Genomic DNA, 23,329 nt, shown 5'->3' with positions numbered 1-23,329 from the left:
CTCGCCGCTTGGTGTTAAATAGCGCCCATTCGCGCAACACCGCAAAACGAGAACAACCATGAACAGCCATTTTGAGAGAACAGCATGATCGAGGTCACCGAGGTTTCCATTGCCGAGCTGCGCGCTGCGCTCGAATCGGGCCAGACCACCGCGGTTGAGCTGGTCCAGGCCTACCTCGCGCGCATCGACGCCTACGACGGCCCCGACACCACCACTGCCCTCAACGCCTTGGTGGTGCGCAACCCCGAAGCGCTGAACGAAGCGCAGGCGTCCGATGCCCGCCGAGCCAAAGGCCAGACACTCGGCCCGCTGGATGGCATTCCCTACACCGCCAAGGACAGCTATTTGGTGAAGGGCCTGACCGCCGCGTCCGGCAGCCCTGCGTTTGCCAACCTGATTGCCTACCGCGATGCCTTCACCATCGAACGCCTGCGCGGCGCCGGGGCGATTTGCCTGGGCAAGACCAACATGCCGCCGATGGCCAACGGCGGGATGCAGCGCGGTGTCTATGGCCGGGCCGAGAGCCCGTACAACGCTGACTACCTCACCGCACCATTCGCCTCCGGCTCGTCGAATGGCGCCGGTACGGCCACCGCTGCCAGTTTCGCGGCATTCGGTCTGGCGGAAGAAACCTGGTCCAGCGGTCGCGGCCCGGCATCGAACAATGGCTTGTGCGCCTACACGCCATCGCGCGGAGTGATCTCGGTGCGCGGCAACTGGCCGCTGACGCCGACCATGGACGTGGTCGTGCCGTTTGCGCGGACCATGGCGGACTTGCTCGAAGTGCTCGACGTCGTGGTCGCCGAAGACACCGACACGCGCGGTGATCTATGGCGGCTGCAACCTTGGGTGCCGATTCCGAGTGTGGCTTCGGTGCGCCCTGCTTCCTATGCCGAACTTGCCGCGAATCCCGAGGCCCTCGCTGGCAAACGCCTTGGCATTCCGCGCATGTACATCAATGCTGATCCCGAGGCGGGTACGTCGGAAGCACCGGGGATTGGTGGCCCGACCGGGCAGCGCATCAACACCCGCGATTCGGTGATCGAACTCTGGAAACAGGCGCGCCAGGCACTCGAAGCGGCCGGTGCCGAAGTGATTGAAGTCGACTTCCCGCTGGTTTCCAATTGCGAAGGTGATCGCCCTGGAGCGCCGACCGTGTTCAATCGCGGCATCGTGTCCAAGGAGTTCCTGCACCATGAGTTATGGGACCTGACGGCTTGGGCATTTGACGATTTCCTGCGGGCGAATGGCGATCCGAAATTGAATCGTCTGGTGGATGTCGATGGGCCGCTGATCTTCCCCCACGATCCGGGAACGCTGCCCAATCGCGAGGGCGATCTGGCTGCCGGCATGGATGAGTATGTGCGCATGGCTGAGCGCGGGATTACGCCGTGGGACCAGATCAGCACCGTGCCGGATGGCCTGCGTGGGCTTGAGCAGACGCGCAAGCTCGACCTGGAAGACTGGATGGATCGCCTCGGGCTGGATGCGGTGCTGTTCCCAACCGTTGCTGACGTTGGGCCGGCGGATGCGGATGTGAATCCTGCGTCGGCGGATATCGCGTGGAGCAATGGGATTTGGGTCGCGAATGGCAACCTCGCGATCCGGCATTTGGGTGTGCCGACGGTGACGGTGCCGATGGGTGTGATGGCGGACATTGGCATGCCGGTCGGGCTGACGTTTGCCGGTCGGGCGTATGACGATTCGACGTTGCTGCGATTGGCCTCGGCGTTTGAGGCGACTGGCAGCAAGCGTCTTATTCCGCCGCGCACGCCAGCACTGTCCGCCAATTAAACACAAATCCATTGTGGGAGCGGGCTTGCTCGCGAAAGCGGTGTGTCATTCAACATTTAAGTTGACTGATGCGCCGCCTTCGCGAGCAAGCCCGCTCCCACAGGTACGGTGTTCGACTTAAATGGCTTTTACCTCCCCACCATCCATCCGCAACGCCGACCCCGTCATCCACCTCGCCCCTGGCGACACCAAAAACGCCATCAACTCCGCAATTTCCTCCGGCTCACCAAACCTGCCAATCCCCGCCTGTTGGGGAAACTTCAACATGGCCTCCTCCACCGACAACCCATGGGCCGGCGCCCATTTCTCCAGATACGAACGTCGCCGCCCGGTCATCACCGGCCCCGGCAACACGCTATTCACCTGAACCTCATCCTGCGTGCCGCGATCCGCAAACGCCTTCGCCAGCGCCACAATCGCCGCATTGATCGTGGCCACTGCCGCATAAGGCGCCTTGGGTGTCGCTGCCGAATTGCCGGACATCAACACCACCGCGCCCTTCGCCGCTTTCAACGCCGGCCACGCCGCCAGGGTCATCCGCCGCGCGCCGTGCAATTTCAGCTCGGCGCCGTCATGCCATTGCTGGTCGGTCATGTCGAACAAATCGATCTGCGGCACGGCGCCGGCGATGTTGAGCAAGGCATCGATTCGGCCAAACGCCGCCAACGTCTGCTCCACCACTTGCGCGGGGATCGCGGAGTCGGCGACGTCGCCTTCAACGATCAGGCATTGCGCGCCGACCTCGCGGACTGCTTGCGCCGTCGCCTCAAGGTTCGGCCGATTTCTGGCGACAAGCACCAGCGCATCAAAATCCCGCGCCAGACGAATCGCCGTCGAGCGGCCGATGCCCTGGCTGGCACCGGTCACAATCGCTACTGAGTTGATCATCGTGTTCTCCCAGGCCTGACTCATGCGTGCACCACAACCATTTTTCCGCCTGCCTCATTGGCTTCCATCACGCGATGGGCCTCGTGGATTTCCTCGAACTTGAAGATCCTTGATGGCGTGACATCCAGGCGCCCCGCCACCACGTCTTCGGCGATGGCCTGCAACGGCACGTCCGACAGCGGAAAACCCGGCGTCCCGAACACAAAACTGCCGAAGAAAGTGAGATAAACGCCGCTGGCCATTTGCAGCAAGGGATTGAACTCTGGGATGGGAGCGAGCCCGCCCAGCCAACCCGCCAGGCAAACCTTGCCACCCCGGCGCACCATCGACAGCGAATCCAGGATGGTGCTGTTGCCGACCAGATCGAGCACGGCGTCGAATTGCCCATTTATTCTCGCGGACAGCCCAGGCCCTTCCTGTTCGACACCGGCAACACCCAGCGCCTCTAGCATGGCGAAGCGCTCAGTGCTCCTGGATGTCGCAACAACTTGCGCACCGGCATTCACCGCCAGTTTCACCGCAGCCTGACCGAACGACGAAGTAGCGCCGCGAATCAGCAACCGCTGCCCTTCGACAAGTTCCAGATTGCGAAACAAACAGGTCCACGCCGTGGCATAGGTTTCCGGAATCGCCGCGAGTTCAGCCCAAGGCAAATCCGCCTCGATCAGCGCCACGTTCGACACCGGCGCCCGGGTGTACTGCGCGTAGCTGCCGTTGATGGTCCGGCCCAATCCGCCCATCAGCGCCGCGACTTTGGCCCCCACCGCAAACTCGCCACCGGGGCACGACTTCACCAGCCCCACGCACTCAATACCCGACACCGGCGCCGCCTCGGCCCACTCGCCGCGACGCATGTGCATCTCCGCGTGGTTGATGCCGAAGGCCTTGATCTCAATCACCACATGACCCGGCATCGCTTCGGGCTCAGGAATATCTCTGTAAACCAAACTGTCGAGGCCGCCGAATTTCTCAAGAACGATCGCTTTCATGACGTCTATCCCAGGGTTGATTGTTTTTGGGGTCACTTCGGCGGCGCATCTACATAACCGCACTGAAGATGATTAAGAGGTTATGCAGCGATCAGTAACTTGTCAAACGCATTTTGAGTGGTTACGCTGACCAACATCAATCACGGCTTTGGTGGACACCCTCATGAGCAGCACACCTCGCGGTCCGGCCATCTTCGTTGCTGACGCCCCCGCTCTGGACTTTCTGAACTCGATCGCGACACCCGTCGATGAACCGGTCGACTGGATCGACGACGGCGCGGGTTGGCTGGACTGGCTGAAACAATCTGGATGGGTCGAAGACGCCGTGCTGGAACGCCTTCAGGCCCAGGCGATGCCCGGCGAACTGGAAAACGTCGCGGCCCAGGCGCGCTCGTTACGAGAATGGTTTCGCGGCTTCGTCCTGAAATACAAAGGCAAACCGCTGGACGCCTCGGTGCTGACCGAGTTGGACGCCCTGAATCGCCTGCTCGAACGCGACGAAAAATACACCCAAATCACCCTGCAAACCGGCGACACACCGACCCTCGCCGCACAACTGCAACGCCGCTGGCGCAGCCCGGACTCCCTGCTGCTGCCCTTGGGCGAAGTGCTCGCGCAATTCGTCAGCACCGAAGATTTTTCCAACGTGAAATGCTGCGAAGGCCACGCCTGCACCCTGATGTTCGTCGACCACACCCGAGGCCGAAAACGCCGCTGGTGCAGCATGGCCGTGTGCGGCAACCGCGCCAAAGCCGCCGCCCACCGCGAACGCCAGAAAAACCTGGGCGTATAAAATCTAAAGACCTGTGAAATCCCCCTGTGGGAGCGGGCTTGCTCGCGAATACGGTGCACCAGTCAACAAAAATGTTGCCTGACACACCGCCTTCGCGAGCAAGCCCGCTCCCACAGTGTTTTTGCGCCAGCCATAAAAATTAGTAACCCATAAAAATAACTTTGACAGGTTACAAATCCCATGCAACAGTCTTACTCGAAACCGCCTAAACCCCATCCAACAGGTTACGAGGTCCACCACTATGAACACCCCAACCATCACCTACAAATTTGCCCACGCCGACGGCATCAACGTCTTCTACCGCGAAGCCGGCGACCCCAGCCAGCCAACCCTCCTCCTGCTCCACGGCTTTCCCAGCTCCTCCCACCAGTTCCGCCAACTCATCCCGCTGCTCTCGCAACACTTCCACATCATCGCCCCCGACCTGCCCGGCTTCGGCTTCACCGAAGTGCCCGCCGAGCGCGAATACGTCTACAGCTTCGACGCCCTCGCCCAAACCCTCGAACACTTCGTCGACACCCTGGGCCTGAAACGCTACGCCATGTTCGTCTTCGACTACGGCGCCCCCACCGGCCTGCGCCTCGCGGTCAAACACCCGGAACGCATGACCGCCCTCATCTCGCAAAACGGTAACGCCTACCTCGAAGGCCTCGGCGACGCCTGGGCACCGATCAAAACCTACTGGGCCGAACCGAACGCCACCAACCGCCAAGCCATCGCCGACGCTGTCCTCCACCTGGAAGGCACCCGCTGGCAGTACGAACACGGCGTCAGCCACCCCGAATTCATCGCCCCCGAGTCCTACACCCTCGACGCCCTGCTCCTGGAACGGCCCGGCAACAAAGACATCCAACTCGACCTGTTCCTCGACTACGCCAACAACCTAAAACGCTACCCCGACTTCCAGCGCTTCTTCCGCGAAACCCAACTCCCGACCCTCGCGATCTGGGGCAAACACGACCCATTCTTCATCCCGCCAGGCGCAGAAGCGTTCAAGCGAGACAACCCGAATGCAGTGGTGGAATTGCTGGATACTGGGCACTTCGCGATGGAAACCCATGTGGAATACATCGCCCAGCGGATTATTGAAGTGATCCGCAGCGCCGTGTGATGACGACAGCAGGCGGATGCAAGGCCGCATCCGCCTGACAAAAAGAAATGAACCCTCACCACCACCGCCCGCCTAATGAAATGACTTTCAGGAGGTGGCTAATGCAAATCGAATACGTCTGGATCGCACTCGCGGCAGTACTGGTGGTGATTGAATTGTGGGCAATCAACAAAGTGATCAAGAGCGGCAGCAAGATCGACAACAAAGGCGTATGGATCGTCGTCATCGTCTTCGTGCCGCTGATCGGCCTCATCGCTTGGGCACTGGCCGGGCCGAAACACAGCACCCATAGCGCGCAATAGCCAACGGGCCAAAGCGAACTCGACTTCTGTGGCGAGGGAGCTTGCCCCCGTTGGGCCGCGAAGCAGCCCCAAAAAACCCCAGCCCTTCCCGAAAGCCCCGAAAACTTGGGGCTTTTTCATTCCCGACTGGGTAATTACAAGGATTTGCCCACCCATTTGCATTCGACCTGACCAGCCATTTGCATCGGATTTGACCAGCTAGATTCGTGGGCAGGACCGGTAGAGATCGGTTGAATCCACAGCCAAGAGCTGCCATTCGGGGAGAACGGCTGGAGGAGCTGATTGAGTTGGCGAGCGGGCGCAAAGCCCGCCCGCTCGCTGAGCGAGCCGTCACTCGCTTAACGCGCCTCAGTGGCGCCAGAGGCTGGCCGCCAAGGCCCCCAGCGAAATCCACCATACCCAGCCGAGGCGGCGGAGGATCGCGCCCATGGACTGCCGCAACTGCTCCAAGGTTTGGCCGAAACAAGGCTGAGACAGCATCTCAGACAACGTCTGTATGTCAGCCTTGGTCGCGGGCTCGTCGCTCGCTTCCAACTCCGACCGGAAGTCCTCCTCGTCCTTGAACCAATCCGGATGCTTCTTGACGAAGTCGCTGCGGATGCTGTTGAAGATGTTGGCCGCCATCAGATCAGAATGCTTGTCGGCGCTGACCACCGCCCACGCTATGTCTTTCAAGGCCTCGCGGCCCGCTTGCGACCGCCAAATCTTGTGGTTGTGCATGGCTTGGTTGAACACGAGTTCGCCATCCCGCTCGTAGGATGCGGAAAGCTGCTCGGGCTTGATGTCTCCATCCGAGTACGCGGCTGATCGGAGGGCAGGGTCGTCGCTGTCCAGCAAGGTCGCCAGCAGATTCGAGTCCTTACTGAGGGCGAGGCGGCCCAAGCCCTTGCGGACCCCTTGATAGTTGGAGAGCCAGCCATCCTTGGCGTCCTTAGACTCCTTCGCGACGGCATCGGCGTCCGATGGGGCCGTGCGCCAGCGGCCCACGAGCTCCAATGGCATCTCGATGGAGAAGGCGTCGGTCTCCATGCGGTCATACAGGTTGTTGAGCACCGCAGCCCAACGATCTGTGGGCTTTACCCGTTCGGCGAGAGTCCATGCGGCGTTGAACACGGCCCCATAGGTGTATTCGGCGTAGCCATCCATGAAGCTGTCATCGTATGGCCGCCGCATCCGCTCATTGCGATGTAGCATCGACACGATGGTCGCGAGGCGATCATCCGAGATCTGATCCCATGGCTTCTTGCCTTCCAGCAAGCCCCGGAGAAATATGTCGTCGAGGTTGTCGTTCTCGAACAGGGCCGAGATCTCCTCGTCCGGAGCCGCGCTCAGCCATGCGGCTACCTCGTCCTCATCATCGAATAAATCAGATGGGAATTTCGAGAAGATTTCGCCGCCCACGACGGTGTTGGAGAGGACGGATAGCCGGGCGGCTCCTGATGACTCGCCGGCGGCGAACAAGGGCCGCAATGTTGCGATGAAGCGGCCGTGCTTGGCGAGTGCCAGGTCGATCGCCGGATCACCGCGCAGGAGCAGAGCGGCTTCTATGTCCTCGTCCACCTCGTCATTGCGCCACTCGGCCTCGGCCTGCGAGGCCCGCTTCTTCAAAAGCGCGGCGAGCGTGTCCGGGGACATCGCCATCAACTCGGCCTGCTTGATGATGCTTTTATAGCTCTTGTAGATCCCCATGCCGCCCCCTATTCGGTATTGAGAGCAACCATAGTACACGGGCTTTGCCCGGCCTGAAGATCGGGGCCTTACCTGGCCCGCTCCTAGGAGATGTGCATGTGGAGGTAACTATCGGTCATCACTACGGCGTGTGCTGGTCAAGTCGAATGCAAACGGTTGGTCAGCACGTATGCAATCGATTGGTCAGTGGCAATGTAAATGGGTGGTCAAATCCATGCAATTACGCACCGACTGACACACCGAACTCATTCGCCATCCCCTAACCCACGTAGGAGCTGCCGAAGGCTGCGATCTTTTGATCTTCACGTCTGAAAACCACGTAGGAAAACACCCTTTGTGGCGAGGGACCTTGCTCCCGCTGGGATGCGAAGCAGTCCTAATCCCCTACCCCCAATTTCCTCAGACATTTCCGAGTGCCCGGCTCACAAGGGTTTCGTGGTCGAACGTAGTAAATCCCCTTCACCACGATGGCCTAAAAGGCGTCCTACACCCCGGTTGCGAGCCCCAAAGTCGACACCTATATTCGACCCGTCGCCACAGCAATTGGCGATAGGGTTTCGCAGCCCTCAAAGTTGACACCAAAGTACCGTCAGGCATGATGCAGCCGGCTCTGGCCGCATGATGTTTCATGGCGGTTGTGCGTGGGAGATCTTCGGGTCTGCCGGGTCTTGGTGTAAATCCTCCGGTCTGCGAACCCACGCACAACTGCCACCCATTTGTTTCGCAGCAAAGAGGTGGTAAATCTTCTTCTATTAGGATTTACACCATGACTACTCAACACCCGCCCCGCCGCTTCACCCCCATGTCCCAATTCGCCACCGACTACCCCGTCCTCCTAATCGACAACGATGCCCCCATCCGCGAACTCCACAACTGCGTCAGCGAACGCCTCAACGCCGTCCTCAAATACCTCAACCTCATGGGCTGCACCACCCTCCCCGACTACGCCGAGAACGACATCAACACCGTCACCAACATCGCCTGGATCCTTATCCGGGATGTGCATGACGTGTTTCGGGTGATTGAGCAGCGGGGGTTTGATACGCCCCAAAATCAGTAACCAGGTTTAAGTCGCAAAAAACCCGCATTACTGCGGGTTTTTAGTTTATGGCTTCGCTGAATTTCCCATGCATTGACCCAAGCGGTCTTCATCCGTCCCTAGACCTTTTTCAGTATCGATATTGCCGTTCAAGTCGAGATAGATGTGAGTGTTAGGCCATTTTGGCGTGATGCTGACGCAGTGATGGCGTCCCTTATCGCTCCACCAGTCCAGCTGCATGAAGAAGTCGTTGTCTGGCTACTGCTAGCACTTCGTCCAAGATCATCTTCGCTGTTATCCCTCAATTCTTTCTGCGTGTGATTAGCACGTCTATGGGAGAACGAGCGCTGAAAAATAAGCCTCGACGCGGGCGAGCGGTTCATGGCAGTGGCGAAACTTTCAGTTGACCGGATCAGGCAAAATCAAAAATGAAAAAAGCCTCATCGTCGCGGGTTTTCAGGACTTTATCTTTCGCTACTTCCCCGCCAAAGCAAAAGCCACTTCACCATTGGCACACAAGCTAACTGCAGCCCTGAAGGCGAATGGTATATAGCAGGCTCATCGCCGACATAACCGCACCTCCGATAAAAGTCAGCCGCATTCAACGTAGCGTCCAGATTGACCTTCTCCAAACCTAAATCCCGCGCCAGCTCTTCCAGGTGGTTAAGGATTTTTAGCCCAACACCCTGATTCATAAACCCCGGCAGCACAAAGATCGCACCAATTTCACCGTTCTCCACATCCAGCATCCCCGTCGCCACCGGCTCACCGTCAATACAGCTCAGATAAAAGTGTTTGCCCATCAGGACGTCATATCCATCCTTAGCGGCTCCAGCCGTCCAGGCAAGCATTTGATCCTCGGTGTAGGCCCCAATGCATTGATGCCGTATCGCTTGAAGGCGTATATCGAACGCAGTTTGGGCATCGCTCGGTTTAGCACGTCTAATCTCAAACATTTCTTTCTCCGTAAACCATCCATAGACGAAGAACTAAAAAGCCCCGTCCATTTCTGGCGGGGCTCTGGGCAACTGCGTCAAATCTTATGAACGCGTGACCTCATGGTCCGCCGGAAGCGGTCATGGAGGAGCACATCATGTTCGTGTGGCGTGTGTAGGTCATGGGTCGATAGTGTTTGGGATGATCCGGTCTGTCAACCGGCAACGTGATCGTAATCTCGTTTTCGATCAGCGCTTATGGCTTTCAATTTGGCGACCACTGCCTGAAGTTGTAGGGCTCTTCTATCGAGTATTTCTTCGTACTTCGTAAGAAGCATCCGAACTCTTTGATGCACTCAATTACACCAGATCCCTTCTGACAGAGCACTTGTTACTCTTGAAATAGATCGATCAGGCAACTAAATGGGAGTGTCACGCATGGCGAATCACGGTTACATGAGTATCACGGGCAAGCGACAAGGTTTGATTTCTGCAGGTTGTTCTAGCCAAAGTTCTATCGGCAACAAATGCCAGATCGGGCATGAGGATGAAATCATGGTTCTGGCTTATTCGCACAATATGACTACAGGTAATGACGGCGGATACTCAAGCAATCGCGGCAAGCACCTGCCTATCATGATCACCAAGAACATCGACAAATCCTCTCCACTGCTGGCAAGTGCGCTGCACGAACGTGAAGAAATCGAATGCACAATACATTTTTATCGAACATCACCAGCCGGAGGCCAGGATAAGTATTATTCAGTACGATTAACCGGAGCAAAAATCGCTCATTTGAATCTTCAAGTTCCTCACTCCATACATATGAACGAAGATCAGCCACAAGAAATGGTATCCATTCGTTATCGAGATATTAGTTGGACACACGTTCAAGCGGGTACAAGTGCTTACAGCTTTTGGGGGAACGAAGATGAGTGATGATAGTTGTGATATTCATGATGTGACTAGAGCTGCTTCTGATTTGGTCGCGTTTGGATGTACCCTTGGCGCCACACATTTGCACGATAGTTTTTTACAACTTAAATTTAGTTCGATTATTTCTTCTTTTGCCAACGAGATTATCCAAGCGGTTGACGAGGGCTTAATCAGAGCACGACAGGGCTTGCAGAGTATCAGAGATGAGTATGCAGAATTATCATCCAAAGCAATGTTTTATACTCAAAATGGTATTGGTGTTTTAGCGGGAGCAATGCAAGTTCAAACGGGTGCTTCGTTACTCGGAAATTCAAGAGGCACTAAATCAGTCGTCGGATTAACCTACATCGCGCACGGCACCAATAATATTTATGAAAGCGCAGCGAATATATACAACGGACCTGGTGCTCCCGGCACAGTAGGGCCAATCAGAAAAACATATCAATATTTAGCCGATAACACGGAAATCGGCAACACACTCTATTACTCTGTAGACTTGGGACTATCAGCGTTCGGCGTAATGAGCTTAGTGCGTAAAAACGATACACTTGAGCTTTTCAGAAAAGACCCTATCAATTATGAACGAGCGTACAGACAAACAGGAAAGCTGGCACTGGCCTTTGAAGCCTTAGTCGATACAATCACAATAAAAAATATGGCAGAAGAAACAAATTTAAAATAAATCAAATCTCAAGTGTATTACTTTTTTCGACGAAGCTTCATTATATAAAGACATAAACAGGAAAAAACCAATGCAAAAATAGCCGCACTAACGAAAAACGAAAGGCTGCCTTGCAGCGAAACTGCCTGATCAATTTGTAGATCGATCACGGCAGTCAAAAATAAAGAACTGATAAAAGCACCAAAATACGCAACCCAAGCAGAGTCTCTGCGGGGATTTCGATCGCGCCCATGTGAAACATCAATATAACTGGGAAAACAATAATAAAAGTTAACAAACAACAAGAAAACAAAAAGAAAGCCTAGCACCAGCCAATAATAAACACCACATAAAGGAACCGCTTTTTCTATTAACTTCGCAAGGAATGCCGCATAAAGCATAGAAAGCATAACAGCTAGTAAGTCCGAAATTAAAACCGTGAAGAAAACCCGCAACCGCATTATTACCCCCTCAGGAAGCCTGATACCCTTTTTGAGCCCATATACAATCTGCACATGCATCCAAAATTATAATCCTGTCATTACTACTACTCACTCTAACAAACGACATCAAAGAACGACGATCCGAAGACTCCTACACACCACCTTCTTTTTTCTTACATATTTATCCCAAAGATCCAAAAGCAATGCACAAAAAAAACCAAACCTATAAAGAGTATTCAAACCGGAAGCCTAGGGGTTTAGTTTAGCAAAAGACATTTTCAGACCTGCGCAAATAATAAAAGTCCGAAACCTGAGCGGGAATGGACTTTTATCATGCGGGGAAAATCAAGTTTTAGCGATGCAAGAGTTCATCGCTATCAGAAGTTAGCCGGGGTGTTGGCGCTGATGATTTCCGCCTCATCCTGGCCAATATTCCGAAACCGATGCGGCAGCGTCGTCGGGAAGTAATACCCATCCCCGGCGTTCAGCACACTAATCTGCCCATCAACGGTGAGCTCAACCGTCCCGCGCGTCACCAGCCCACACTCCTCGCCTTCCGAGTGAACGATCGGTTCCTCGCCAGAACTCGCACCAGGCGCGTATTGCTCGCGCAGCAAGCGCATTTGCCGGCTCGGCACTGAAGCGCCGATCAGCAGCAATCGCAGGCCATGACGGCCGAGGTCTGGCTGTTCGTTGGCGCGGAACACGTATTGATGCTCGCGCGGTGGCTGGTCGAAAGTGAAGAAGTCCGCCAGGGACATCGGAATGCCTTCGAGCAGTTTTTTGAGGGAGCTGACGGAGGGGCTGACGCGATTTTGTTCGATCAGGGAGATGGTGGCATTGGTGACGCCGCTACGGCGGGCCAGCTCGCGCTGGGACAGTTTGTAGCTTTCGCGTACTAATTTGAGTCGTGAGCCCGTGTCCATGACAGCCTTATGTGTGAACTACTTAAGGGGTTATGGGGGTGGATGGCGGGCGACTTTTGGCCGCGAGGAACACCGCTTCCCTGTCCCAGAAACGTGAAAGGCGGGTATTAAATCACGTTTGTTCGTGTTGCTCAGCAGGTTCGATGGGTGGGGGGATAAAAAGGCTGGCGGGCCTGGTATTGGTCTGTTTTGGTGCGTTGGCTGTGGGAGTGAGCCTGCTCGCGAAAGCGGTGTTTCAGACAGCATTACTGTGGCTGATATGAGCTCTTCGCGAGCAGGCTCGCTCCCACAGGCTTGATCCGGGTTGGGCGCAGGATTTGTGTCTGGCATGGTTCTCCTGTGGGAGCGGGCTTGCTCGCGAAGGCGGTGGGTCAGCCACATCGATGGTGACTGATACGCCGCCTTCGCGAGCAAGCCCGCTCCCACAGGGATTGTTTTCCACTGGGGGTTTGCGTGATGGCTTAGATACCGAACCGGTCGCGCAACGAGTAGTACGCGGCGCCCATGGCGGTGAGTGGCGCCGAGAAGGTGCGGCCGCCGAGCATCGGCATGTGCGGCAGGGAGGCGAAGGCGTCGAAGCGTTCGGCGTCGCCGCGGATCATTTCGGAGATCAGTTTTCCGGCCAGGTGGGAGCAGGTGACGCCGTGGCCGCTGTAGCCTTGCATGTAGTAGGCGTTTTTCTCGATGCGGCCGAATTGCGGCATGCGGGACATGGTCAGCAGGAAGTTGCCGGTCCAGCGGTAGTCGATTTTCACGTCCTTCAGTTGCGGGAAGGTCTTGAGGATTTTCGGCTTGATCAGTTGTTCGATGTCGTCCGGCTCGCGGGCGCCGTAGACCACGCCGCCGCCGTACAGCAAGCGGTTGTCGGCGGTGAGGCGGTAGTAGTCGAGCAGGTAGTTGCAGTCTTCGACGCAGTAGTTGTTTTTGATCAGGCTGCGCGCGACCTGTTCGGACAACGGTTCGGTGACGACGATTTGCGAGCCGCAGGGCATGCTTTTACGCGTGACGCGATTGTCGAGGTCTTGCGGCAGGTAGGCGTTGCCGGCGATCAGCAGGTATTTGGCGCGAACCACGCCTTTGGCGGTGCGCACGGTGATTGGTTCGCCGTAGGTGATTTCCACCGCCGCCGATTGTTCGTAGATTTTGCCGCCGAGGCCGATGATCGCCGAGGCTTCGCCGAGGGCCAGGTTCAGCGGGTGAATGTGGCCGCCCTGCATGTCGAGCAGGCCGCCGACGTAGTTGTCGCAACCGACTTCGCGCTTGATGTCCGCCGCGTCGAGCATCTTCAGGTTTTTGTTGCCGTAGCGTTCCCAGCTGCTTTTCTGCTCGGCCAGGCCTTTGAGTTGCTTTTTGTTCAGCGCGGCGAAGATGCCACCGGGCTTGTAGTCGCACTGGATGTCGTAGTGCTGGATGCGCGAACGGATGATGTCGGCGCCTTCGAAGATCATGCTGCCGAGGACTTCGGCGGTTTTGTCGCCGTAGCGTTCTTCGATCACGTCGACGTCGCGGCTGTAGGAGTTGACCAGTTGGCCGCCGTTGCGACCGCTGGCGCCGAACCCGACTTTGGCGGCTTCGAGCACGGTCACGCTGTAGCCCGCTTCGCTGAGGAACAGCGCCGAGGACAAACCGGTGTAGCCGGCGCCGATCACGCAGACGTCGCATTCCACCAGCTCTTCAAGCACCGGGAATTCGCCGGTGAAGTTGCGGGTGGCGGCGTAGTAGCTGTTTACATGTGTTGTAGGTTTCATAGGTTTCTCCGATGGCCGCTGGCATGTGCCGGCGACCTCCGCTGTAAAGGTGTTAGAGCTTGATCCAGGTCGCTTTGAGTTCGGTGTATTTGTCGAACGCATGCAGCGATTTGTCCCGACCGTTACCCGACTGCTTGAACCCGCCGAACGGCGCGGTCATGTCGCCGCCGTCGTACTGGTTGACCCAGACGCTGCCGGCGCGCAAACCACGGGCGAAGGTGTGGGCCTTGCTCAGGTTGCTGGTCCACACGCCCGCCGCCAGGCCGAAGATGCTGTCGTTGGCGATGGCCAGCGCTTCTTCCTCGGTGTCGAAGGTGATCAGCGACAGCACCGGGCCGAAGATTTCTTCCTGGGCGATGGTCATGGCGTTGGTCACGCCGTCGAAAATCGCCGGCTCCACGTACAGGCCACCGGTGCTTTCGAGGGTGCGGCTGCCGCCGGCAATCAGGTGCGCGCCCTGGTCTTTGCCGACCTGGATGTAGCGCAACACGTTGTCCAGTTGACGCTGATCGACGACCGCGCCGACGGTGGTGTCCGGATCGAGGGCGTGCCCCGGTTTCCAGGCTTGCAGCGCTTCCACCAGCAGCGGAATGAACTGCTCGCGAATCGAGCGCTCCACCAGCAACCGCGAACCGGCGGTGCAGACTTCGCCCTGGTTGAAGGCAATCGCCCCGGCCGCGGCTTGTGCTGCCGCGCGCAAATCCGGCGCGTCGGCGAACACCACGTTCGGACTCTTCCCCCCAGCTTCGAGCCAAACGCGTTTCATGTTGCTTTGCCCGGCGTAGATCAGCAGTTGCTTGGCAATCGCGGTGGAGCCGGTGAAGGCCAGCACGTCGACGTCCATGTGCAACGCCAGCGCTTTGCCCACGGTGTGACCGTAGCCCGGCAGCACGTTGAACACGCCTTTCGGGATGCCTGCGTCCAGCGCCAATTGGGCGATGCGGATCGCGGTCAGTGGCGATTTTTCCGAAGGTTTGAGGATGAACGAGTTACCCGCAGCGAGGGCCGGGGCGAACTTCCAGCTGGCCATGATCAGCGGGAAGTTCCACGGCACGATGGCGGCGACCACACCCGTCGGTTCGCGGGTGATGAGGCCGAGTTGATCGTGGGGCGTGGCGGCGACTTCGTCGTAGATCTTGTCGATCGCTTCGGCGCTCCAGCGGATCGCGTTGGCGGTCGCCGGGATGTCGATGTTCATGGAATCGCTGATCGGCTTGCCCATGTCGAGGGTTTCGAGCAGGGCCAGTTCTTCCTGGTTAGCCAGGATCAGATCGGCGAAGCGGATCAGGATGCGCTTGCGCTCGGCGGGTGCCTGTTTGGCCCAGACGCCGGACTCGAAGGTCTGGCGGGCGACGGCGACTGCCGCATTGGCATCGGCTTCGTCGGTGCTGGCGACGTTAGCCAGGAAACGGCCGTCCACCGGGCTGATGCATTCGAAGGTATCGCCGCTGAGTGCCGAGCGATATTGGCCGTCGATAAAAGCGCGGCCTTCGATGGATAAGGACTGGAAGCGTTGTTCCCAGTCGCTGCGAGTGTTTGTCATTGTTGTGACTCGACGCAGAGGAATAAGTGATGGTCAGTTAAAACGTGCAATGCAATCCCCTGTGGGAGCGGGCTTGCTCGCGAAGGCGGTGGATCAGGCAACATTGATGTTGGCTGTGCCGGCGTCTTCGCGAGCAAGCCCGCTCCCACATTGGATCAGCGGTGCTCACAGAATTCGTGTTCACCGGCAATCCCTTGTGGGAGCGGGCTTGCTCGCGAAAGCGGTATCTCAAGCGACATCAATGCTGGCTGTGCCGGCCTCTTCGCGAGCAGGCTCGCTCCCACAGGGATTTCACTGGCCGTTAAACGGTGTGCAAATACCAGTTGTACTCAAGGTCCGAGATGGAGTTTTCGAACTCGGCCAGTTCGCTTTCCTTGCACGCCACGAACACGTCGATGTAGAGCGGGTCGATGTATTTGGGCATGACTTCGCTGTCGTCCAGCTCGCGCAGTGCGTCGCGCAGGTTGTTCGGCAGGCTCTGTTCGTTTTGCTCGTAGCTGTTGCCTTCCACCGGAGGGCCCGGTTCGATTTTGTTGGTCAGGCCGTGGTGAATACCGGCCAGGACTGACGCCATCAACAGGTACGGGTTGGCATCGGCGCCGGCCACGCGGTGTTCGATGCGCACCGAGTCCGCCGAACCAGTTGGCACACGCACGGCAACGGTACGGTTGTCGATGCCCCAGCTCGGCGAGTTCGGTACGTAGAACTGCGCGCCGAAACGGCGGTACGAGTTGACGTTCGGGCACAGGAAGGCCATCTGCGCCGGCAGGGTCTCGAGCACACCGCCGATCGCGTGTCGCAGCGCGGCGTTCTGCTCGGGATCCTCGCTGGCAAAGATGTTGTTGCCTTCTTTGTCGAGAATCGAAATGTGCACGTGCAAACCGTTGCCCGCCTGGCCCGGATACGGCTTGGCCATAAACGTGGTGTCCATCTCGTGGTCGTAGGCGATGTTCTTCACCAGACGCTTGAGCAACACCGCGTAATCGCAGGCCTTGATCGGGTCGTTGACGTGATGCAGGTTGACTTCGAACTGCGCCGGGGCGCTTTCCTTGACGATGGCGTCCGCAGGAATGCCCTGCTCTTTCGCGCCTTCGAGGATGTCCTGCAGGCAATCGACGTATTCGTCGAGGTCATCGATCAGGTACACCTGAGTCGACACCGGACGCTTGCCCGATACCGGCGAACGCGGCGACTGCGGACGACCGTTCACGTTGTCCTGGTCGATCAGGTAGAACTCCAGCTCGAACGCCGCGCAGATGGTCAGGCCGAGTTCGTCGAATTTGCGCACCACATTCGCCAGCACTTCCCGAGGGTCGGCGAAGAACGGCTGGCCTTCGAGTTCGTGCATGGTCATCAGCAATTGCGCGGTTGGGCGTTTCTGCCACGGCTCAATGCTCAGGGTGTCAGGGATGGGGTAGCAGATTCGATCCGAGTCGCCGATGTCCAGACCCAGGCCGGTGCTTTCCACCGTAGAACCATTGATGTCCAGGGCAAACAATGACGCCGGGAGGTTGATGCCTTTTTCGTAAACCTTATGAAGACTGGTGCGTTCGATGCGCTTGCCGCGCACCACACCGTTCATATCCGCAATCAGAAGGTCGACGTACAAAACCTCAGGATATTTCTTAAGGAATGCGTTTGCTTCGTTGAGTTGAACGGTACGCAGAGGGACCGACATGATGCACCTATTAGCTGTTAATTATTATGTTCACTACCTTGTTGCGAGCCCAGTCAATCCGAAAGGCAAAGTGAAGTCAATAGCGAACACTTGGCCTTTCAACCTTTATTTTCGGGCCTTTTATGGGCACGAGAGTGCCAGATACGTCCCGCACACCGCGTGAATCCTGAGGATCGGACGATCGGCGTTTAGAATTTTTTACATGAGAGTTGTTAATTAAAATCAACAAGGCTAAGCTCCGGAAAAGCTCGTTCAAGTGTGAAACTTCGAGGTGATAAAAATGGCATTCAAGCCATTGATCGGCGTTACAGCGTGCGTCAAACAGATTGGCCTGCACCCCTACCACGTCAGCGGCGACAAGTACTTGCGTGCTGTCAGCGTCGCGGCTTTGGGTCTGCCCGTGGTCATTCCTTCCCTGGGCGAACTCACCGAAATCGAGGACCTGCTCGCGCAGCTCGACGGTCTGTTGCTGACCGGCTCGCCATCGAATGTGGAGCCCTTCCACTATCAAGGCCCGGCCAGTGCTCCCGGCACGGATCACGATCCGGCGCGGGACGCCACCACCCTTCCTTTATTGCGTGCAGCGATTGCCGCCGGTGTGCCGGTGTTGGGCATCTGTCGCGGCTTCCAGGAAATGAACGTGGCGTTCGGCGGCAGCCTGCATCAGAAGGTCCATGAACTGCCCGGCATGCTCGATCACCGGGAAGCGGACAGTCCGGAGTTGGCGGTGCAGTACGCGCCGGCCCATGCGGTCACCGTGCAACCGGGCGGCGTGTTCGAAGCGCTGGAGTTGCCGGCCGAGTTCATGGTCAATTCGATTCACAGCCAGGGCATTGATCGACTGGCGCCGGGGCTGCGTTGCGAAGCAGTGGCACCGGACGGTTTGATCGAGGCGATCTCGGTGGACCACAGCCCGACTTTTGCCGTCGGTGTGCAATGGCACCCGGAATGGCAGGTGCTATCGAATCCTCAGTATTTAAGTATTTTCCAGGCGTTTGGCGACGCATGCCGGCAACGGGCGGCGCTACGTAAAAAACGCTGACGACTTAAACCCTCATCCAACGATTTAACTGCCCTCGTGAACGGGCGGCTGCGCCGACGCGCGCTGCTTCTTCACGCGTAAAAAACGAAACAAGACAACAACAAGCACCACCAGGCAGCCAGGACGGCGGCGCCGAATAAGCCCGAGCGGTATGGGCCAATGAATGCACCGCAACCCTGTGGGAGCGAGCCTGCTCGCGAATGCAATGTGTCATGCGACATCAATGTTGAATGATCCACCGCTTTCGCGAGCAGGCTCGCTCCCACAGGAGATAGGCGATATGAACCATTGGCACCGCACGGCTCAGGCTTGCAATCAACTATTAAGTCAGGCCGCGTTGGCCCGACGACTGAAACCTGTTGGGAGTTTCACATGGCAAATGCCTCCAGCACTTACAGGAAGGCTCTTGAAGGTCACCAGGCCCCGAAAAAGGTCTTGGTGAAAATCGATCGCGTGACCAAGAAGTTCGACGAAACCACCGCCGTGGACGATGTGTCCCTGGAGATCCATCAAGGCGAAATCTTCGCCCTGCTCGGTGGTTCCGGTTCGGGCAAATCGACCCTGCTGCGTATGCTCGCCGGCTTCGAACGCCCGACCGAAGGACGGATCTTGCTCGACGGTGTCGACATCACCGACATGCCGCCCTACGAGCGGCCGATCAACATGATGTTCCAGTCCTACGCGCTGTTCCCGCACATGACGGTGGCGCAGAACATCGCCTTCGGCCTGAAGCAGGATCGGTTGTCCGCCAGCGAAATCGACGCCCGCGTCGAAGAGATGCTGCGCCTGGTGCACATGACCCAATACGCCAAACGCAAACCCCATCAGTTGTCCGGCGGCCAGCGTCAGCGCGTCGCCCTCGCCCGCTCCCTGGCCAAGCGTCCGAAGCTGTTGTTGCTCGACGAACCCATGGGCGCGCTGGATAAGAAGCTGCGTTCGCAGATGCAACTGGAACTGGTGCAGATCATCGAGCGGGTCGGCGTGACCTGCGTGATGGTGACCCACGACCAGGAAGAGGCCATGACCATGGCCGAGCGCATCGCAATCATGCACCTCGGCTGGATCGCCCAGATCGGCAGCCCGGTGGACATTTACGAAGCGCCGGTCAGCCGCATGGTCTGCGAATTCATCGGCAACGTGAACGCCTTCGACGGCACCGTTGTCGAGGACCTGGAAGGTCACGCGATCATCCACAGCCCGGACCTGGAGCAGAAGATTTACGTCGGTCACGGCGTCAGCACTTCGGTGCAGGACAAGTCGATCACCTACGCCATCCGCCCGGAAAAAATGCTGGTCAGCACGATCAAGCCGGAGCAGCGCTACAACTGGTCCCAAGGCAAGGTGCATGACATCGCCTACCTCGGCGGTCACTCGGTGTTCTACGTCGAATTGCCCGGCGGCAAAGTCGTGCAGTCGTTCATGGCCAACGCCGAACGCCGGGGCGCGCGTCCGACCTGGGACGACAAGGTCTACGTGTGGTGGGAAGACGACAGCGGCGTGGTACTGCGCTCATGAAAACCTTCAATCAGCAATTTCTAAGACTGGTCCCCAGCGGGCGCAAACTGGTGATCGGCATTCCGTTCATCTGGCTGTTCCTGTTCTTCATGCTGCCGTTCTTTTTGGTGATGAAGATCAGCTTCTCGGAAGCGGCGCTGGCGATTCCGCCGTACTCGGAGATCTACACCTTCGCCGAGCAGAAATTCCAGCTGCTGCTGAACCTCGGCAACTACTCGTTGCTGACCCAGGATGAGTTGTACATCTCGGCGTATCTGGGTTCGTTGAAGGTCGCGTTTTTCAGCACGTTGATGTGCCTGGTGATCGGTTTCCCGATGGCCTACGCGATTACCAAGGCAAAAAAGGAAACGCAAAACGTCCTGATGCTGTTGATCATGATGCCGACCTGGACCGCGATCCTGATCCGCGTTTACGCGTGGATGGGCATCCTCAGCAACAACGGTTTGCTCAACGCGTTTCTGATGTGGACCGGGATCACCGATCACCCGATCGAGATCCTCAACACTAATACCGCCGTGTATATCGGGGTGGTTTACGCGTACCTGCCGTTCATGGTGTTGCCGCTCTACGCCAACTTGGTGAAACACGACGGCAGCCTGCTGGAAGCCGCGTCGGACCTGGGTTCGAGCAACTTCAACAACTTCTGGAAAATCACCGTGCCGCTGGCCAAGAACGGCATCATCGCCGGTTGCATGCTGGTGTTCATTCCAGTGGTCGGTGAGTTCGTGATTCCGGAACTGCTGGGTGGCCCGGAGACGCTGATGATCGGCCGTGTGCTGTGGCAAGAGTTCTTCAATAACCGCGACTGGCCGGTGGCGTCCGCGCTGGCGGTGGTGATGCTGTTGATCCTGATTGTGCCGATTCTGCTGTTCAACCGCAGCCAGGCCAAAGAGATGGAGGCACGGGGATGAAACGCTTCGGATTTTCAAAGTTCATGCTGATTTTCGGCCTGTCGTTTATCTACCTGCCGATGCTGATCCTGGTGATCTACTCGTTCAACGCCTCGAAACTGGTGACGGTGTGGGGCGGCTGGTCGGTGAAGTGGTACGTCGGTCTGCTCGACAACACACAACTGATGGGCTCGGTGGTGCGCTCGCTGGAAATCGCCTGCTACACCGCGATTGCGGCGGTGGCGCTGGGGACCTTGGCGGCGTTCGTGCTGACTCGCGTGACGCGCTTCAAGGGTCGCACGCTGTTCGGTGGTCTGGTGACGGCGCCGCTGGTGATGCCGGAAGTGATCACCGGTCTGTCGTTGCTGCTGTTGTTCGTGGCCATGGCGCAGTTGATTGGCTGGCCACAGGAACGCGGTCTGGTAACAATCTGGATTGCCCACACCACATTCTGTGCCGCATATGTGGCGGTGGTGGTTTCGGCGCGTTTGCGTGAGCTGGACCTGTCCATCGAAGAGGCAGCCATGGATCTCGGTGCGCGGCCATTGAAGGTGTTCTTCCTGATCACCATTCCGATGATCGCGCCGTCGTTGGCGGCGGGCGGCATGATGTCGTTTGCCTTGTCGCTGGATGATTTGGTGCTGGCGAGTTTCGTGTCCGGGCCGGGTTCCACCACGCTGCCGATGGAAGTGTTCTCGGCGGTACGTCTGGGGGTGAAACCTGAGATCAACGCAGTCGCCAGTCTGATTCTGCTCGCGGTGTCGATCGTGACGTTCATGGTCTGGTACTTCAGCCGCCGCGCCGAAGCCACCCGCAAACGGGCGATCCAGGAAGCGATGGACCAGACGGCCAGCGAGTCCTGGACACAACCGAAAAACCAACGAGTCGAAGCGACGGCCTAATGGCCTGCAACACGCACACTTTGTAGCAGCTGGCGAAGCCTGCGTTCGGCTGCGCAGCAGTCGTGAATTCAGTCACTGCGGTTCTTTCAGGAAGATTGAATTCGCAGGTTTTACGACTGCTTCGCAGCCGAACGCAGGCTTCGCCAGCTGCTACAAGGGGTGCGCCAGCACTGCATTGTTTTGCGTATTTGAATAAAAAAGAAATGGAGTTGTACCGATGAAAATGTTTGGCAGGACTCTGCTGACACTGTCCTTAGTGGGCGCCCTGGCGACGGTTGCCCAGGCCAACGACAAGGTTCTGCGCGTTTATAACTGGTCGGATTACATCGCCCCGGACACGGTCAAGAAGTTCGAAGACGAGACCGGGATCCGCGTGACCTACGATGTGTTCGACAGCAATGAAACCCTTGAGGCACGCCTGCTCGCGGGTAAATCCGGCTACGACATCGTGGTGCCGTCCAACAGTTTCCTGGCCAAGCAGATCAAGGCAGGCGTGTATCAGACGCTGGACAAATCGATGCTGCCGAACTGGAAAAACCTCAACCCGGTGCTGCTGAAAAACGCCTCGGCCAGCGACCCGGATAACGCTCACGCCTTCCCGTACATGTGGGGCTCGATCGGCATCGGCTTCAACCCGGCCAAGGTCAAGGAAGTGCTCGGGGCCAATGCGCCGACCAATTCCTGGGACTTGTTGTTCAAACCGGAAAACGCGGAAAAGCTTAAAGCTTGTGGCATCAGTTTCCTTGATTCGCCAACGGAAATGCTCCCGGCCGCCCTGCACTATCTGGGCTACCCGGTGAATTCCCAGGACAAGGCGCAGATTGCCGAAGCTGAAGCGTTGTTCATGAGGATTCGGCCGTCAGTGGCGTACTTCCATTCCTCGAAATACATCTCCGACCTGGCCAACGGCAACATCTGTGTGGCTGTGGGCTATTCCGGTGACGTGTTGCAAGCCAAGGCTCGCGCCAAAGAGGCTGGCGACACGGTGAAGATCGACTACAGCATCCCGAAAGAAGGCGCCGGCAGCTTCTACGACATGGTCGCCATCCCACGGGACGCGGCGAACGTCGACAACGCCTACCTGTTCATGAACTTCCTGATGCGCCCGGACATCATCGCCGAGATCACCAACAACATCGGCTACAGCAACGCCAACGCAGCGGCGACGCCGTTGGTGGATGAGGCGATTCGTGATGATCCCGGCTCGTACCCGTCACAGGCGGTGATGGCGACGCTGTATGCGATTCCGGATATGCCGATTGGTGTTCAACGGGTCATGACCCGAGGCTGGACCCGCGTAAAACTCGGGAAGTAATTCGCTTGAAGACGCCTTCGCGAGCAGGCTCGCTCCCACAAGGGATGTGTGATCACACCGCTCTAATGTGGGAGCGGGCTTGCTCGCGAAGACGGCAGCACAGCCAGCATCAATGGGCCTGATCTACCGCTTTCGCGAGCAAGCCCGCTCCCACAGGGGCCGTGGTGAAACACAGATTTGTGAACGACAA

Annotated in this window: 21 protein-coding genes; 12 read left to right on the top strand and 9 right to left on the bottom strand. The window is 57.7% G+C overall.

What is annotated here, in order from left to right:
• Positions 1 to 84 precede the first annotated feature (84 nt).
• Entirely contained in the window at positions 85 to 1,794 is a 1,710-nt protein-coding gene (locus ACIQY3_RS07775) for an amidase (protein WP_403018333.1), read from the top strand.
• 117 nt (positions 1,795 to 1,911) lie between these two features.
• On the opposite strand, the gene ACIQY3_RS07770 is transcribed toward ACIQY3_RS07775, so the two are convergent.
• Positions 1,912 to 2,682, bottom strand: coding sequence for an SDR family oxidoreductase (locus ACIQY3_RS07770; RefSeq protein WP_403018332.1), 771 nt, complete (start codon positions 2,680 to 2,682; stop codon positions 1,912 to 1,914).
• A gap of 20 nt (positions 2,683 to 2,702) precedes the next feature.
• On the bottom strand, positions 2,703 to 3,671 hold the full coding sequence (locus ACIQY3_RS07765; protein ID WP_403018330.1) for a zinc-binding alcohol dehydrogenase family protein: 969 nt from the start codon (positions 3,669 to 3,671) through the stop codon (positions 2,703 to 2,705).
• Between the two features lie 163 nt (positions 3,672 to 3,834).
• Between ACIQY3_RS07765 and ACIQY3_RS07760 the strand changes: the two genes are divergently transcribed.
• The 3 genes from ACIQY3_RS07760 (at position 3,835) to ACIQY3_RS07750 (ending at position 5,877) form a co-directional block, all read left to right on the top strand.
• A complete protein-coding gene (locus ACIQY3_RS07760; protein ID WP_290029718.1) occupies positions 3,835 to 4,464 on the top strand; it encodes an ABATE domain-containing protein in 630 nt (209 codons plus the stop codon).
• 241 nt (positions 4,465 to 4,705) lie between these two features.
• Positions 4,706 to 5,575 carry an alpha/beta fold hydrolase gene (locus tag ACIQY3_RS07755; RefSeq protein WP_403018328.1) on the top strand — a complete coding sequence of 290 codons (870 nt, stop codon included), beginning with the start codon at positions 4,706 to 4,708 and terminating at the stop codon, positions 5,573 to 5,575.
• 101 nt (positions 5,576 to 5,676) lie between these two features.
• On the top strand, positions 5,677 to 5,877 hold the full coding sequence (locus ACIQY3_RS07750) for a PLD nuclease N-terminal domain-containing protein (RefSeq protein WP_054051149.1): 201 nt from the start codon (positions 5,677 to 5,679) through the stop codon (positions 5,875 to 5,877).
• Positions 5,878 to 6,225: 348 nt separating this feature from the next.
• Here ACIQY3_RS07750 and ACIQY3_RS07745 read toward each other — a convergent pair whose 3' ends face one another.
• A complete protein-coding gene (locus ACIQY3_RS07745; RefSeq protein WP_403018327.1) occupies positions 6,226 to 7,566 on the bottom strand; it encodes a hypothetical protein in 1,341 nt (446 codons plus the stop codon).
• A gap of 766 nt (positions 7,567 to 8,332) precedes the next feature.
• Between ACIQY3_RS07745 and ACIQY3_RS07740 the strand changes: the two genes are divergently transcribed.
• On the top strand, positions 8,333 to 8,626 hold the full coding sequence (locus ACIQY3_RS07740) for a fructose-bisphosphate aldolase (RefSeq protein ID WP_403018325.1): 294 nt from the start codon (positions 8,333 to 8,335) through the stop codon (positions 8,624 to 8,626).
• 443 nt (positions 8,627 to 9,069) lie between these two features.
• On the opposite strand, the gene ACIQY3_RS07735 is transcribed toward ACIQY3_RS07740, so the two are convergent.
• Positions 9,070 to 9,561 (bottom strand): GNAT family N-acetyltransferase, encoded by a 492-nt coding sequence (locus tag ACIQY3_RS07735; RefSeq protein ID WP_403018324.1) that lies wholly within the window; start codon positions 9,559 to 9,561, stop codon positions 9,070 to 9,072.
• Between the two features lie 417 nt (positions 9,562 to 9,978).
• Between ACIQY3_RS07735 and ACIQY3_RS07730 the strand changes: the two genes are divergently transcribed.
• A complete protein-coding gene (locus tag ACIQY3_RS07730) occupies positions 9,979 to 10,479 on the top strand; it encodes an Hcp family type VI secretion system effector (RefSeq protein ID WP_403018323.1) in 501 nt (166 codons plus the stop codon).
• Positions 10,472 to 11,158: a DUF4225 domain-containing protein gene (locus ACIQY3_RS07725; RefSeq protein ID WP_403018322.1), complete on the top strand. Its 687-nt coding sequence runs from the start codon at positions 10,472 to 10,474 to the stop codon at positions 11,156 to 11,158. Before ACIQY3_RS07730 ends, ACIQY3_RS07725 begins: the two co-directional genes overlap by 8 nt.
• 17 nt (positions 11,159 to 11,175) lie before the next feature.
• On the opposite strand, the gene ACIQY3_RS07720 is transcribed toward ACIQY3_RS07725, so the two are convergent.
• The 5 genes from ACIQY3_RS07720 to ACIQY3_RS07700 form a co-directional block, all read right to left on the bottom strand.
• Positions 11,176 to 11,658 (bottom strand): hypothetical protein, encoded by a 483-nt coding sequence (locus ACIQY3_RS07720; protein ID WP_403018321.1) that lies wholly within the window; start codon positions 11,656 to 11,658, stop codon positions 11,176 to 11,178.
• Between the two features lie 299 nt (positions 11,659 to 11,957).
• Positions 11,958 to 12,506, bottom strand: a complete 549-nt coding sequence (locus ACIQY3_RS07715) for a cupin domain-containing protein (RefSeq protein ID WP_028623608.1) — start codon at positions 12,504 to 12,506, stop codon at positions 11,958 to 11,960.
• Between the two features lie 461 nt (positions 12,507 to 12,967).
• Positions 12,968 to 14,254: an NAD(P)/FAD-dependent oxidoreductase gene (locus tag ACIQY3_RS07710; RefSeq protein ID WP_403018318.1), complete on the bottom strand. Its 1,287-nt coding sequence runs from the start codon at positions 14,252 to 14,254 to the stop codon at positions 12,968 to 12,970.
• A gap of 52 nt (positions 14,255 to 14,306) precedes the next feature.
• Positions 14,307 to 15,797: an aldehyde dehydrogenase gene (locus ACIQY3_RS07705; protein ID WP_403018315.1), complete on the bottom strand. Its 1,491-nt coding sequence runs from the start codon at positions 15,795 to 15,797 to the stop codon at positions 14,307 to 14,309.
• A gap of 301 nt (positions 15,798 to 16,098) precedes the next feature.
• On the bottom strand, positions 16,099 to 17,475 hold the full coding sequence (locus ACIQY3_RS07700) for a glutamine synthetase family protein (RefSeq protein WP_403018314.1): 1,377 nt from the start codon (positions 17,473 to 17,475) through the stop codon (positions 16,099 to 16,101).
• A 280-nt stretch (positions 17,476 to 17,755) separates the two neighbouring features.
• On the opposite strand from ACIQY3_RS07700, the gene ACIQY3_RS07695 reads away from it, so the two are divergent.
• The 5 genes from ACIQY3_RS07695 (at position 17,756) to ACIQY3_RS07675 (ending at position 23,139) form a co-directional block, all read left to right on the top strand.
• Complete coding sequence (locus ACIQY3_RS07695) at positions 17,756 to 18,517, top strand: gamma-glutamyl-gamma-aminobutyrate hydrolase family protein (protein ID WP_290029736.1); 762 nt, start codon at positions 17,756 to 17,758, stop codon at positions 18,515 to 18,517.
• A 372-nt stretch (positions 18,518 to 18,889) separates the two neighbouring features.
• Entirely contained in the window at positions 18,890 to 20,032 is a 1,143-nt protein-coding gene (locus tag ACIQY3_RS07690; RefSeq protein WP_054051131.1) for an ABC transporter ATP-binding protein, read from the top strand.
• Positions 20,029 to 20,943, top strand: a complete 915-nt coding sequence (locus ACIQY3_RS07685; protein ID WP_054051129.1) for an ABC transporter permease subunit — start codon at positions 20,029 to 20,031, stop codon at positions 20,941 to 20,943. The genes ACIQY3_RS07690 and ACIQY3_RS07685 overlap by 4 nt, the downstream gene beginning before the upstream one ends.
• Positions 20,940 to 21,824, top strand: coding sequence for an ABC transporter permease subunit (locus tag ACIQY3_RS07680; RefSeq protein WP_401320186.1), 885 nt, complete (start codon positions 20,940 to 20,942; stop codon positions 21,822 to 21,824). The genes ACIQY3_RS07685 and ACIQY3_RS07680 overlap by 4 nt, the downstream gene beginning before the upstream one ends.
• A gap of 217 nt (positions 21,825 to 22,041) precedes the next feature.
• On the top strand, positions 22,042 to 23,139 hold the full coding sequence (locus ACIQY3_RS07675) for a polyamine ABC transporter substrate-binding protein (protein ID WP_403018310.1): 1,098 nt from the start codon (positions 22,042 to 22,044) through the stop codon (positions 23,137 to 23,139).
• Positions 23,140 to 23,329: the final 190 nt, after the last annotated feature.

This window comes from Pseudomonas sp. NPDC096950 (genome assembly GCF_044762525.1).
Classification (GTDB): Bacteria; Pseudomonadota; Gammaproteobacteria; order Pseudomonadales; family Pseudomonadaceae; genus Aquipseudomonas.
The sequence above is the reverse complement of the archived record's forward strand: the minus strand, read 5'-3'. Positions and strand labels throughout refer to the sequence as shown.

Coding starts and splice junctions, on each gene's coding strand:
- ACIQY3_RS07775 (WP_403018333.1), top strand. CDS start 85: ATGATCGAGGTCACCGAGGTTTCCATTGCCGAGCTGCGCGCTGCGCTC.
- ACIQY3_RS07770 (WP_403018332.1), bottom strand. CDS start 2,682: ATGATCAACTCAGTAGCGATTGTGACCGGTGCCAGCCAGGGCATCGGC.
- ACIQY3_RS07765 (WP_403018330.1), bottom strand. CDS start 3,671: ATGAAAGCGATCGTTCTTGAGAAATTCGGCGGCCTCGACAGTTTGGTT.
- ACIQY3_RS07760 (WP_290029718.1), top strand. CDS start 3,835: ATGAGCAGCACACCTCGCGGTCCGGCCATCTTCGTTGCTGACGCCCCC.
- ACIQY3_RS07755 (WP_403018328.1), top strand. CDS start 4,706: ATGAACACCCCAACCATCACCTACAAATTTGCCCACGCCGACGGCATC.
- ACIQY3_RS07750 (WP_054051149.1), top strand. CDS start 5,677: ATGCAAATCGAATACGTCTGGATCGCACTCGCGGCAGTACTGGTGGTG.
- ACIQY3_RS07745 (WP_403018327.1), bottom strand. CDS start 7,566: ATGGGGATCTACAAGAGCTATAAAAGCATCATCAAGCAGGCCGAGTTG.
- ACIQY3_RS07740 (WP_403018325.1), top strand. CDS start 8,333: ATGACTACTCAACACCCGCCCCGCCGCTTCACCCCCATGTCCCAATTC.
- ACIQY3_RS07735 (WP_403018324.1), bottom strand. CDS start 9,561: ATGTTTGAGATTAGACGTGCTAAACCGAGCGATGCCCAAACTGCGTTC.
- ACIQY3_RS07730 (WP_403018323.1), top strand. CDS start 9,979: ATGGCGAATCACGGTTACATGAGTATCACGGGCAAGCGACAAGGTTTG.
- ACIQY3_RS07725 (WP_403018322.1), top strand. CDS start 10,472: ATGAGTGATGATAGTTGTGATATTCATGATGTGACTAGAGCTGCTTCT.
- ACIQY3_RS07720 (WP_403018321.1), bottom strand. CDS start 11,658: ATGCATGTGCAGATTGTATATGGGCTCAAAAAGGGTATCAGGCTTCCT.
- ACIQY3_RS07715 (WP_028623608.1), bottom strand. CDS start 12,506: ATGGACACGGGCTCACGACTCAAATTAGTACGCGAAAGCTACAAACTG.
- ACIQY3_RS07710 (WP_403018318.1), bottom strand. CDS start 14,254: ATGAAACCTACAACACATGTAAACAGCTACTACGCCGCCACCCGCAAC.
- ACIQY3_RS07705 (WP_403018315.1), bottom strand. CDS start 15,797: ATGACAAACACTCGCAGCGACTGGGAACAACGCTTCCAGTCCTTATCC.
- ACIQY3_RS07700 (WP_403018314.1), bottom strand. CDS start 17,475: ATGTCGGTCCCTCTGCGTACCGTTCAACTCAACGAAGCAAACGCATTC.
- ACIQY3_RS07695 (WP_290029736.1), top strand. CDS start 17,756: ATGGCATTCAAGCCATTGATCGGCGTTACAGCGTGCGTCAAACAGATT.
- ACIQY3_RS07690 (WP_054051131.1), top strand. CDS start 18,890: ATGGCAAATGCCTCCAGCACTTACAGGAAGGCTCTTGAAGGTCACCAG.
- ACIQY3_RS07685 (WP_054051129.1), top strand. CDS start 20,029: ATGAAAACCTTCAATCAGCAATTTCTAAGACTGGTCCCCAGCGGGCGC.
- ACIQY3_RS07680 (WP_401320186.1), top strand. CDS start 20,940: ATGAAACGCTTCGGATTTTCAAAGTTCATGCTGATTTTCGGCCTGTCG.
- ACIQY3_RS07675 (WP_403018310.1), top strand. CDS start 22,042: ATGAAAATGTTTGGCAGGACTCTGCTGACACTGTCCTTAGTGGGCGCC.